Genomic DNA, 12423 nt, shown 5'->3' with positions numbered 1-12423 from the left:
TCTAACCCGTCTTTTGAAGGTAGAAGAAGAGAAATGGCTAAACACCTTTTTACATCCGAGTCCGTTTCCGAAGGTCATCCGGATAAAATTGCCGATCAGATTTCTGACGCCGTATTGGACGCTATTCTGGCACAGGATCCCAAAGCACGCGTGGCCTGTGAAACCTACGTGAAAACCGGCATGGTGCTGGTCGGCGGCGAAATCACCACCAATGCGTGGGTTGATATTGAAGAGTTGACCCGTAAAACCGTCAGGGAGATCGGTTATGTAAGTTCCGATATGGGTTTCGACGCGCAGTCCTGCGCAGTGCTGAGCGCCATCGGCAAACAGTCTCCGGATATTAATCAGGGTGTTGACCGCTCCAATCCGCTTGAACAGGGCGCCGGCGACCAGGGCATCATGTTCGGTTACGCCACCAACGAAACCGACGTGCTGATGCCCGCACCGGTCACCTATGCTCACCGGCTGATGGCCCGTCAGGCTCAGGTGCGTAAAAACGGCACCCTGCCCTGGCTGCGTCCGGACGCCAAAAGCCAGGTCACTTTCCTGTATGACGACGGTAAAATCGCCGGCATCGACGCCGTCGTGCTGTCGACCCAGCATGCGGAAGAAATCAGCCAGCACGATCTGCGCGAAGCGGTGATGGAAGAAATCATCAAGCCGGTTCTGCCGCCTGAGTGGCTCTCTGCCGAAACCAAATATTTCATCAACCCGACCGGCCGCTTTGTTATTGGCGGCCCGATGGGCGACTGCGGCCTGACCGGCCGTAAAATCATCGTAGACACCTACGGCGGCGCAGCCCGTCACGGCGGCGGCGCCTTCTCCGGCAAAGATCCTTCCAAGGTTGACCGTTCCGCCGCCTATGCCGCCCGCTACGTGGCGAAAAACATCGTGGCCGCCGGTCTGGCGGAGCGCTGTGAGATTCAGGTTTCTTACGCCATCGGCGTGGCGGAGCCGACCTCCATCATGGTGGAAACCTTCGGCACCGAGAAAGTGTCGTCCGACCGCCTGATCCAGCTGGTGCGTGAATTCTTCGATCTGCGTCCGTACGGCCTGATCCAGATGCTTAACCTGATTCAGCCGATCTACCGTGAAACGGCAGCTTACGGTCATTTTGGCCGCGAGCACTTCCCGTGGGAAAAAACCGACAAAGCGCAGCAACTGCGTGAAGCGGCCGGTCTGAAATAAGATCGCAGACATTCATTTATCTACGGCAGGCTTTGGTCTGCCGTTTTTATTTCCCGCAATGAAAACGATTACACAAAGAAATTAAAAATGACGTATCCTCAATAATTCCCAGCCAAAGCCTTCGTCATTTCGTTAATACCAATCAAATACTTTTGTAATTAAAATTAGTTATATTTCATATAAATAATGAGAAATTCGTAATTACCCCATCTCTGTTTCAGTAATTTCATCCATGCCTGTTTTCATCTTCTTTGTGTAAACGATTACATTTATGTGATCCCGCGCACTTCCTTTTTATTGGAGGTTTCCTAACATAGCGCCTAATCAAAATGTAATGTCCGACGATCCCGGAGGCAGTATGAGCAGCACCGCGAGTTCCCAACCGGCACACCATGCCCGGTCAAATGCCAGCATGACATTTTTTGTCTGCTTCCTGGCCGCGCTGGCCGGGTTACTGTTTGGCCTGGACATCGGCGTCATTGCCGGCGCCTTGCCTTTCCTGAGCGAAACCTTCCAGATCACCAGCTCTCAGCAGGAGTGGGTGGTCAGTTCCATGATGTTCGGCGCAGCGGTCGGCGCCGTCGGCAGCGGCTGGATGAACTACCGTCTGGGGCGCCGTTACAGCCTGATGATCGGCGCCGTACTGTTTGTCGTCGGGTCGCTGCTTTCCGCGCTGGCGCCTAACGTTGAAAGCCTGATTATCTCCCGTATTTTACTCGGCCTGGCGGTCGGCATCGCGTCCTATACTGCGCCGATTTATTTGTCTGAAATCGCGCCGGAGAAGATCCGCGGCAGCATGATCTCCATGTATCAGCTGATGATCACCATCGGTATTCTGGCCGCCTACCTGTCCGACACCGCCTTCAGCTACACCGGCGCCTGGCGCTGGATGTTAGGCGTCATCACCATCCCTGCGGTGCTGCTGCTCATCGGCGTAATTTTCCTGCCGGACAGCCCGCGCTGGCTGGCGTCGCGCGGCAGCCATGAACAGGCGAAACGCGTGCTGGAAAGACTGCGTGACACCAGCGAACAGGCGCGTGACGAGCTGAACGAAATCCGTGAAAGCCTGAAACTGAAACAAACCGGCTGGACCTTATTCAAAGAGAATAAAAACTTCCGCCGCGCGGTATTCCTCGGCGTGCTGTTGCAGGTCATGCAGCAATTCACCGGCATGAACGTCATCATGTATTACGCGCCGAAAATCTTCGAACTGGCGGGTTTCGCCAGCACTGAACAGCAAATGTGGGGCACCGTGATCGTCGGGCTGGTTAACGTGCTGGCGACCTTCATCGCCATCGGCCTGGTTGACCGCTGGGGCCGCAAGCCCACGCTGATCCTCGGCTTTATCGTCATGGCGCTGGGCATGGGTATCCTCGGCACGATGCTGAACATCGGCATTACCTCCGCCTTCTCCCAATACTTCGCCATCATCATGCTGCTGATGTTTATCGTCGGTTTTGCGATGAGCGCCGGCCCGCTGATTTGGGTGCTGTGTTCTGAGATTCAGCCGCTGAAAGGCCGTGACTTCGGCATCACCTGCTCCACCGCCACCAACTGGATCGCTAACATGATCGTGGGCGCCACCTTCCTGTCCATGCTGAATTCACTGGGCAGCGCGCACACTTTCTGGGTCTACGCCGCGCTGAACGTGGTGTTTATCATCCTGACCATCGCTCTGGTGCCGGAAACCAAAAACATCTCCCTGGAGCACATCGAACGCAACCTGATGTCCGGCAAAGCGCTGCGCAACATCGGTTCCCGCTAGTCTCTCCTGAATTTGGATTCATGCATGTTTGCCGCACCTCCCCCGGTGCGGCTTTTTTATGCATAAAAAAGCCGGGGAAACATCCCCGGCCTGATCGAGCATTTATCTGATTTACGCACCGCCGTCATTCAGTACGCTGACCACATATTTGCCGTCATCATCCCGGTATACACCGTGGATATCAGTTTCGAACCCCGGATAATGCGCGCCAATCTCACACAGCATTTGCAGAAAGCTCAGCACCGGACGGCTCTCTTCGGTAAGCATCTCTCCCGGCATAATCACCGGCACACCCGGCGGGTACGGCAGTATCATGTTGGCATTGACCTTACCGATCAGATCATCCAGCGGGCACTCATGCGCATTGCCACGCACCTCTTCCTGGAACGCGTCGTGCGGCGTCATGACCATCTGCGGCAGCACGTCAAAGGCGCGGTACATCAGATCCGGCAGGTTATGGTGTTTCACCAGGGCGTGGATGCCCTGCGCCAGATCCTGAATACGCACGTCTTTGTAGAACTCCGGCGCTTCCTGATACAGAGAAGGCAATACGTTCTTCACGCGCAGGTTGAGATCATAAACGCGTTTGAAGTCGGTTAACGCGCGCAGCAGACTGAGCGCCTTCGTTTTGTCGATACCGATGCTGAACAGGAACAGCAGGTTATACGGCCCGGTTTTCTCGACGATAATGCCGTGTTCATCAAGATACTTCGACACGATCGATGCCGGAATTCCCGTATCCTCCAGCGTTCCCATCGGGCTCATCCCCGGCGTCAGAATGGTGACCTTGATCGGATCGAGGTACATGTGATCGTTGTCGATTTTAGAGAACCCGTGCCACTCGTTGCGCGGATTCAACGGCCAGCATGCCACTTCATCGATATTGTCCGGTTGCCAGACGTCGAAGAACCAGCCGTCAGACTCCGCGCGCAGGCGACGGATTTCCTTACGGAAACGGATCGCCCGATCGATAGAGCCATAGATCAGACGCTTGCCTGCATTGCCCTTCATCATCGCCGCGGCGGTTTCGGTGGAGGCCACGATGCCATAGTGCGGCGACGTGGTGGTGTGCATCATGTAGGCTTCATTGAAGGTGCGCTCGTTGATGTCGCCTTTCACGTGAATCATCGACGCCTGAGAGAACGCCGCCAGCAGTTTATGCGTGGACTGCGTTTCATAAATCACTTTACCCGGTACGCGCTCGCCGCTCATGCCGGACTTGCCCGCATAAATCGGGTGAAAGTTGGTATAAGGCACCCAGGCGGAATCAAAGTGGATCGATTTCACGTCCAGCGTTTGCTTAATGTAGTCCGTGTTGTAGAACAGGCCGTCATACGTGGAGTTGGTAATAACAGCGTGCACCGGCCAGGTCGCATTGGGGGTATTCTTCACCTTCTCCTCAATGCTGGCGCGGGTAAACTCCTCCTTCGGGATCCCGCCGAGAATACCGTAAGCGTTACGGGTCGGGCGCAGGTAAACCGGCACCACGTTGCTCATCATCAGCAGATGGGTCAGCGACTTGTGGCAGTTACGGTCAATCAGCAGGGTACTGCCGGCGGGAGACGAGTACATGCCGACGATCTTGTTGGCCGTCGAGGTTCCGTTGGTCACGATGTAGCTGCGTTCAGCGTTGAACGTGCGGGCAATATACTCTTCCGCCTCCTTGTGCGGACCGGAGTGATCGAGCAGCGATCCCAGTTCGGAAACCGAAATGGAGATATCGGCGCGCATCGTGTTTTCGCCGAAGAAGTCAAAGAACAGGCTGCCCGCCGGGCTTTTCTCGAACGCAGTACCGCCCATGTGCCCCGGCGTACAGAAGGTATATTTCTCTTCCTTCACATACTTAAACAGCGCCTTGGTCAGCGGCGGCAACAGGGTATCGATATAGTCATCCGTGCTCTGACGGATTTTGGTCGCGATGTCGCCGGACGTCCCCAGCGCATACTCAAAGAAGCGCACGTTCAGCCGCAGGTCGTTCATGGTAACGTCCAGCGTCGAATAGCTGTTGGCAAAGGCGTAAATCGGCAAAATTTTATTGAGCTGGCTAATCTCTTCGCACAGCTCCAGGTTGTACTTATCCCAGTCGAAAATGACACCACACAGCCGCGCGTTGTTTTCGATCAGCTTGAGCAGGTCGGCACGATCCTTGGGATAGGCGATGCGGAACCCCTGCCTTTCCAGCTCTTCGTGCAGTTCGCGCAGTGGCTCTTCCTTAAAATAGGCGCTGACGTCACTCATTATGGCAATGATATTCATGTAAACACTCTCCAGACAGCTTTCAGCGGATGTGTTAACGCCGGATGCGTCATCCGGCGTTATTGTGGGATTAGGAAGACGAAGCCTGATTCACGTCGTTCTTTTTCACGCCCATCTTACGCGCGTAGAACATCAGGATAATCAGACTGATAATAAATGTCCCGGCCAGTTCGAAAGAATTGGCGCCCATCAGGGCAATAAAGCAGAACACGCTGCCCAATACAGCGGCGATCAGGCTGAGCAGGTTTTTAACGTTCAGCCCTTCGAAACGGATCAGGTCGATACAGGAATAGAAGTACGGCAGCATGGTCAGCAGCACCGCGATCCCGGTCAGCTCGCCGAACAGGTCGGAAGCTTTGCCGCCGGTCGAGTTCATTACGGTAATAAGCACCATCAGAATGGTCATCTTGATCGAAGCCAGGAACAACCCTTTTTTCGGGATACCGTTTTTATCCATCTCGCCGTAAATTTTCGGGAAGTTGCCGTCATGCGCCGCACGGGCGCCGGCCTGCCCTACCAACATCATCCAGGAACCCAGCGACGTCAGGCAGGCGAAAGCGGTAAAGCCGGAAACTACCGGGCCGGCCCAGCTCCCCACCATGGTGGAGGCGCTTTCAGCGAACGGCGCGCCGGAGGCCGCCATGTGCGCCGCCGGGTACATGCCGGAAATCACCTGGGTGGCAGCGATATACACGATACCGGCCAAAAAGGTGCCCATCATGGTCGCCAGCGGTACGGTACGCTGCGGATTGTTCACCATGCCGGTGCTCACCGCTGCGGACTCTACGCCGATAAACGCCCACAGGCACAGCAGGATACTTTTGATGACAGCCTGGTAATCCGTCGTGCCGGACGTATTCCAGTTAGCCTGATAGGTCCCCAGATCAAACCAGTACCAGCCGAAAATCCCGGTGCCGATCACCGGGATCAACACCAACACCAGCCCCAGAGTGGTCAAACGGCTGACCCACGCGCCGCCCAGCATGTTAACAAAGGTGAAAATCCACACGATGGCGATACAGGCGATCCCCGCGGGAACCGGGCTGTTCAGCACCGGGAAGAAGGTAGAAAGGTAAGAAATCGCGGTGATCCCGATAGCCAGGTTACCGATCCAGTTAGCATGGTAATAGAGCACGCCCGTCTGGAAGCCGAATGCCGGCCCCACTTCGCCGGCGTAGGCGATCGGCCCCCCTTCCTGCGGGTTTTTTGTCGCCAGCCGGGCATAAACATAAGCCAGGGAGATCGCCCCGATCAGCGCAATAATCCAACCCCATACCGCAATAGAGCCCAAACTTGCCAGGTTGGCAGGCAGCAAGGCGATGCCGCTGCCCATCATGTTACCGGCCACTACCCCGGTGCAGGCAATAAGGCCGATTTTCTTTGCAGATGCCATAAACAGCGTCTCCCATCGAGGACTATAGTTTCAGGCAACACCTTGCCCCGCGCACTTGCCGCAAATTTTGCGGCAATGGCACGTAATAAAAGGTGCGCCTTATTAGATACGTTGTCTGGTATCACTTACTTCACGACCAATGGCAACGGTTGGTATAAGTATAGGTATGAATTCATTTTTTGCAGTTGTACATTAGGAATAATATTAATAGATAAATTTTATTCCTTTTATTTCAGCTAATTATTAGCTTCTCCAAGCACCAAAGAAACATAACCTATCCACTTAATTTATAAGGATAAAAAATATACAGGCATTTAAACTGACAACCTTAATAGGGTTATTAACGCGAATACTTGATCAATACAGCCCCGCCATTACCATAGTTTAACAGCGCTAATTTATAACACCCCGAACAAATATTAACCTGATAAAATTTAATTCCTTATTTTCAATGAGTAGGGAAACGAAGCACGCCTAATAAATAAGAGCCTTCTTATTCACGGCGGTTGCCATCCTTCCGGCGCATCGGCTATGCTGGCGGCCATGAATATGCCCCGCGTTCCCATTACCCTGCAACAGGCCGTCATGCGCTGCCTGCGCGACAAACTGCAGCAAGCCAATCAGCGCCTCGACGCACAGTACCCGGAACCCAAAATCACCTACCGCCAGCGCGGCACCAGCGCCGGCACAGCCTGGCTGAAAGAGTGGGAAATCCGTATCAATCCGGTTTTACTGGCGGAAAACGGTCAGCCCTTTATTGAGGAAGTGGTGCCGCACGAACTGGCGCATTTACTGGTCTACCGTCATTTCGGCAACGTTGCGCCGCATGGCCGGGAATGGCAATGGATGATGGGCGAGATCCTGGAGCTCGCGCCGCGCCGTACGCATCGCTTTGCCGTCGCCTCCGTTGCCGGAAAAACGTTTCCTTATACATGCCGTTGCCAAACCCACCAGCTGACGCTGCGCCGCCATAACCGCGTCGTGCGCGGCGAGTCAGAATACCGCTGCCGCCATTGCGGGGACATTTTACAGCGGCAAAAAGGTTAGCCCCGGCGCACGCTGCTTCGTATAATCCGCTGCGGACAACATGTAACCGAGGAAAAAATTACCCATGCGTATTCCCCGCATCTATCATCCGGAACGCATTACCCATCCGGGCGAAATCGAGCTGAGTGAAGATGCCGCCAACCACGTTGGGCGCGTGCTGCGAATGACGGCAGGCCAGACGCTGCAACTGTTTGACGGCAGTAATCAGGTTTTTGACGCCGAAATCATTCAGGCAGGCAAGAAGAACGTGCGCGTGCGTGTGGGTGAGGGAACGACTGAAGATCGCGAGTCCCCGCTGCAACTGCATTTGGGTCAGGTTATTTCCCGCGGGGAAAAGATGGAGTTCACCATTCAGAAATCCATCGAGCTGGGCGTGAACGTGATCACGCCGCTGATTTCCGAACGCTGCGGCGTACGCCTCGACGCCGAGCGTATGGATAAGAAACTGAATCAGTGGCAGAAAATTGCCGTTGCGGCCTGCGAACAGTGCGGCCGCAACCGGGTGCCGGAAGTCAGGCCGGTGATGACGCTCGAAGCCTGGTGCGCGGAACAGGACGATGCGCTGAAGCTCAACCTGCATCCGCGGGCCAGCAACAGCATCAACACCCTGCCGCAACCGGTCTCCGCCGTACGCCTGTTGATTGGCCCGGAAGGAGGATTATCGGAGCAGGAGATCGCCATGACCGCAGAGTACCGGTTCACCGATATTCTGCTGGGGCCGCGTGTATTACGCACCGAAACCACCGCACTGACGGCAATTACCGCCCTTCAGGTGCGTTTCGGCGATTTGGGGTGATCAGTACGCCATAAAATCACGTACACTTGGAGTCACCCCCGGAAAACGGAGAAAAGAATGATTAAGCTTGGCATCGTGATGGACCCCATTTCCTCCATCAACATCAAGAAAGACACCAGTTTCGCCATGTTGCTGGAAGCGCAGCGCCGCGGTTACGAACTGCATTACATGGAAATGAACGATCTTTATCTGTACACCGGTCAGGCGCGCGCCAACACGCGTTTGCTCAGCGTGAAGGAAGATAAGGCCGGCTGGTATGAATTTCACGGCGAGCAGGACATCGCGCTGGCCGATCTCGACGTGATCCTGATGCGTAAAGATCCGCCGTTCGATACCGAATATATCTATGCCACCTATATCCTGGAGCGGGCGGAAACCGAAGGCACCCTGATCGTCAATAAGCCGCAGAGCCTGCGCGACTGCAACGAAAAGCTGTTCACCGCCTGGTTCCCGGAGCTGACGCCGGATACACTGGTCAGCCGCCGCGCCGAACACATCCGCGCTTTCCACGACAAGCATCAGGACATCATTCTCAAGCCGCTGGACGGCATGGGCGGCGCCTCCATTTTCCGCGTTAAGCCTCAGGACCCTAACCTGTCGGTCATCATCGAAACCCTGACCGAACACGGCTCCCGTTTCTGCATGGCGCAAAACTTTCTGCCGGCGATCTCTGACGGCGACAAGCGCGTGCTGGTCGTCGACGGCGAACCGGTGCCCTATTGCCTGGCACGAATTCCGAAAAGCGGCGAAACGCGCGGCAACCTGGCGGCCGGTGGCCGCGGCGAACCGCGCCCGTTAACGGAAAGCGACTGGGCCATCGCCCGCCGGGTTGCACCGGTCCTGAAAGAGAAAGGGCTGATCTTCGTCGGTCTGGATATTATCGGCGATCGCCTGACGGAAATTAACGTGACCAGCCCCACCTGCGCACGTGAAATTGAAGCGGCCTTCCCGGTATCCATTACCGGCATGCTGATGGACGCCATTGAAAAACGTCTGGCAGCCAAACAGTAACTCCCGGTTATTTGTCACCTACGCCGCCCGCCACGGGCGGCGCTCCTTCCCGTGACTTCCGGGGAAAAAATTCGCATACTGGGCCAAACAAAAGATCAAATAAACATTGGGCTACTACGATGAATTTAAGGCACCATTTTTTAATCGCGATGCCCTCCATGACGGACAGCCGTTTTAAACGCTCAGTGATCTATCTGTGTGAGCACGGCGAGGACGGCGCTATGGGGCTGGTCATCAATCAACCTCTGGAACAGTTAACCCTTTCCGTGCTGCTGGATAAACTGGAGGTTTCCGCCGGGGAGCGCGATCCGGCTATCCGGCTGGACAAGCCGGTGTTCTCCGGCGGGCCGCTGGCCGAAGATCGCGGGTTTATCCTGCATTCACCGCGTCCGGGGTTTGGTTCCAGCGTGAGCGTATCCTCCGATACCATGCTGACTACCTCGCGCGACATTCTGGAAACGCTGGGAACGCAGGAACAACCGGAAGACTACCTGGTGGCGCTGGGCTACAGCAGTTGGGGCCCCGGCCAGTTGGAACAGGAAATCCTGGACAACGCCTGGCTGACGGTGGAAGCCGACACCAGCATCCTGTTCGATGCGCCCATTGCCGAACGCTGGGTCAGCTCGGCGGCGAAGCTTGGCGTTGATATCCGCAGCATCCCCGCTTCCGCAGGGCACGCCTGATGAAAAGCCGGACTATTATCGCCTTTGACTTCGGCACCCGCAGCATCGGTGCCGCCATCGGGCAGGAGATCACCGGCACCGCCCGCCCTTTGGCCTCGCTCAAAGCGCAGGACGGCACGCCGGACTGGCAAAAAGTGGAAAAGCTGCTGCGCGAATGGCAACCGGACCTGGTGGTGGTGGGCTTGCCGCTGAATATGGACGGCACCGAACAGCCGGTCACCGCGCAGGCGCGTAAGTTCGCCAACCGCCTGCACGGCCGCTTCGGCGTACAGGTGGCGCTTCACGACGAACGCCTGAGCACCGTAGAAGCCAAATCACACCTGTTTGATACCGGCGGGTTCCGTGCCCTGGATAAAGGCAGCGTAGACGCGGCGTCAGCGGTGGTGATTCTGGAAAGCTGGTTTGATCAACAAGGAGCATAAACGCACGCCGCTCCGCTTTTTATTCCTCCTTTGTGCAAAATTCCCGCCAGTACGCCTGCGGCGGGTAAGCTACGGCGAATGAATCACGTCGTCTCTCCTCAGCGCCGCTATGCTTCGTTCAAAACTTATCATTCCCTGGCGTTGCCCGGTTTGCAGCACGCTGACCAGCTGATGCGTTTTCCCTTCGCGGATCAGACTCCCTACTGCCGGAACACCCAGCAGCAGCTCAAACGCAGCCACCCGTCCGCCGCCGGCGCGCGGCAGCAGTTGCTGCGCCAGCACGGCGCGCAGGCTTCCCGCCAACAATGTGCGCACGAACTCTTTTTCTCCCGCAGGGAAAACGTCCACCAACCGCTCCACGGCCTGTGGCGCGCCACGGGTATGCAGCGTCGCCAAAACCAGATGCCCGGTTTCCGCCGCGGTAAGGGCCAGACGAATGCTTTCGGTGTCCCGAAGCTCTCCCAGCAGCAACACGTCCGGATCTTCACGCAGCGCGGCGCGCAGCCCCTGCTGAAAACCGGCCACATGCACGCCCAGCTCGCGCTGCTGGATCAGGGCCCGGTCGCCCTGATGCAGAAACTCCACGGGATCTTCCAACGTAATGATATGCAGCGCGCTTTCACGGTTGAGCATCTGTATCAGCGATGCCAGCGTTGTGGACTTCCCGCTTCCCGTCGCACCGCATACCAGAATCAGCCCCTCAGGCGCATACAGTTGTTCAATCAGCGCCAGCGGGATACCCAGCTCCGCCGGCAGGGGGCAGTTGGAAGGGATCAGGCGCAATGCCAGGGACGGACCATGGCGCTGCATAAACGCGTGCCCGCGCAGGCGTACGCCGTCGTGCGCCAGCGCGAAATCAACCTGATGCTGTGTCTCCCACGCCTGCTTCTGCGCCGGCGACAGCCAGCCATCAAGCCAGCGTGACAATAACGCGGGGTGCAATAAGGGGCCGGATTGCCGCCGGAGTTGCCCGTCAATGCGCAACACCGGCGAATAACCGGCGCAAAGGTGCAGATCCGATGCGTTTTGCTTTACACTACTCTCCAATAACTCATTGAAGTCCATTTTGAATATCGCCTCTAAAATCATCATGACGACTATCCAACAAAATCTGACCTCCGTCAGGAGCCAGATCGCCACTGACGCTCAACGCTGCGGACGCGATCCACGGGAAATTACGCTGCTTGCGGTAAGCAAAACCAAACCTGTGAGCGACATCGAAGATGCTATTGCCGCCGGACAGCTCGCCTTCGGTGAAAACTACGTGCAGGAAGGGGTGGAAAAAATTCAGTATTTCACCCGGACTGCGGCGGATACCCCGCTGGAATGGCACTTTATCGGCCCGTTGCAGTCCAATAAAAGCCGCCTGGTTGCCGAGCACTTTGATTGGATTCATACGCTGGATCGTGTGAAAATCGCCCAGCGCCTGAATGAACAGCGCCCGGCAGAGAAGGCGCCGCTGAACGTGCTTATCCAGATCAATATCAGCGATGAAGAGAGCAAGTCCGGCATTCTCCCCGGAGAACTGGACGCGCTGGCGGCGGAAATCGCCTCCCTGCCGCGTCTTTGCCTGCGCGGCCTGATGGCAATTCCGGCGCCGGAAGAGGACTTCGCCAAACAGAAGGCGGTATTTGATCGTATGGAGCAGGCATTTCTGGCATTAAAGCAGCGTTATCCGCAGGTCGATACTCTGTCGATGGGCATGACGCATGACATGGATGCCGCAATTGCCTCAGGCAGTACGCTGGTGCGTATCGGCACGGCGATTTTCGGCGCCCGCGACTACGGCCCGGCACAGTAAGAACGCAGGCCGGATTTGCGCTAACCAATTGATTTATATTTTTTATCACTAACGGAACGAA

Annotated in this window: 11 protein-coding genes; 8 read left to right on the top strand and 3 right to left on the bottom strand. The window is 56.2% G+C overall.

From position 1 onward, the window contains the following. The first annotated feature begins 33 nt into the window (after window positions 1-33). On the top strand, window positions 34-1188 hold the full coding sequence (gene metK, locus C8D90_RS06815; protein WP_115457670.1) for a methionine adenosyltransferase: 1155 nt from the start codon (window positions 34-36) through the stop codon (window positions 1186-1188). A gap of 358 nt (window positions 1189-1546) precedes the next feature. Next, the gene (locus C8D90_RS06810) at window positions 1547-2953 is read left to right on the top strand and encodes a sugar porter family MFS transporter (protein WP_115457669.1); all 1407 of its coding nucleotides are present in this window, start codon (window positions 1547-1549) and stop codon (window positions 2951-2953) included. Window positions 2954-3064: 111 nt separating this feature from the next. On the opposite strand, the gene cadA is transcribed toward C8D90_RS06810, so the two are convergent. Together cadA and cadB are read right to left on the bottom strand one after the other, a co-directional pair. Further along, on the bottom strand, window positions 3065-5209 hold the full coding sequence (gene cadA, locus C8D90_RS06805; RefSeq protein ID WP_115457668.1) for a lysine decarboxylase: 2145 nt from the start codon (window positions 5207-5209) through the stop codon (window positions 3065-3067). Between the two features lie 70 nt (window positions 5210-5279). Further along, window positions 5280-6602 (bottom strand): cadaverine/lysine antiporter, encoded by a 1323-nt coding sequence (gene cadB / locus C8D90_RS06800; protein WP_115457667.1) that lies wholly within the window; start codon window positions 6600-6602, stop codon window positions 5280-5282. A 543-nt stretch (window positions 6603-7145) separates the two neighbouring features. Here cadB and C8D90_RS06795 point away from each other — a divergent pair. From C8D90_RS06795 to ruvX, 5 genes are all read left to right on the top strand, one after another. Then, window positions 7146-7649: a SprT family zinc-dependent metalloprotease gene (locus C8D90_RS06795; RefSeq protein WP_115457808.1), complete on the top strand. Its 504-nt coding sequence runs from the start codon at window positions 7146-7148 to the stop codon at window positions 7647-7649. 64 nt (window positions 7650-7713) lie between these two features. Beyond that, a complete protein-coding gene (gene rsmE / locus C8D90_RS06790; RefSeq protein ID WP_115457666.1) occupies window positions 7714-8445 on the top strand; it encodes a 16S rRNA (uracil(1498)-N(3))-methyltransferase in 732 nt (243 codons plus the stop codon). Window positions 8446-8502: 57 nt separating this feature from the next. Next, a complete protein-coding gene (gene gshB / locus C8D90_RS06785; protein ID WP_115457665.1) occupies window positions 8503-9456 on the top strand; it encodes a glutathione synthase in 954 nt (317 codons plus the stop codon). Window positions 9457-9575: 119 nt separating this feature from the next. Continuing rightward, window positions 9576-10139 carry a YqgE/AlgH family protein gene (locus C8D90_RS06780; RefSeq protein WP_115457664.1) on the top strand — a complete coding sequence of 188 codons (564 nt, stop codon included), beginning with the start codon at window positions 9576-9578 and terminating at the stop codon, window positions 10137-10139. Further along, the gene (gene ruvX, locus C8D90_RS06775) at window positions 10139-10561 is read left to right on the top strand and encodes a Holliday junction resolvase RuvX (RefSeq protein WP_115457663.1); all 423 of its coding nucleotides are present in this window, start codon (window positions 10139-10141) and stop codon (window positions 10559-10561) included. Before C8D90_RS06780 ends, ruvX begins: the two co-directional genes overlap by 1 nt. A 69-nt stretch (window positions 10562-10630) precedes the next feature. On the opposite strand, the gene C8D90_RS06770 is transcribed toward ruvX, so the two are convergent. Further along, window positions 10631-11626, bottom strand: a complete 996-nt coding sequence (locus tag C8D90_RS06770; RefSeq protein WP_115457807.1) for a type IV pilus twitching motility protein PilT — start codon at window positions 11624-11626, stop codon at window positions 10631-10633. Between the two features lie 25 nt (window positions 11627-11651). On the opposite strand from C8D90_RS06770, the gene C8D90_RS06765 reads away from it, so the two are divergent. After that, the gene (locus tag C8D90_RS06765) at window positions 11652-12362 is read left to right on the top strand and encodes a YggS family pyridoxal phosphate-dependent enzyme (protein WP_115457662.1); all 711 of its coding nucleotides are present in this window, start codon (window positions 11652-11654) and stop codon (window positions 12360-12362) included. Window positions 12363-12423: the final 61 nt, after the last annotated feature.

This window comes from Enterobacillus tribolii (assembly GCF_003363015.1).
Lineage (GTDB): Bacteria > Pseudomonadota > Gammaproteobacteria > Enterobacterales > Enterobacteriaceae > Enterobacillus > Enterobacillus tribolii.
Note: the sequence above shows the minus strand (reverse complement) of the source record. Positions and strands in the feature narration are given on the sequence as shown.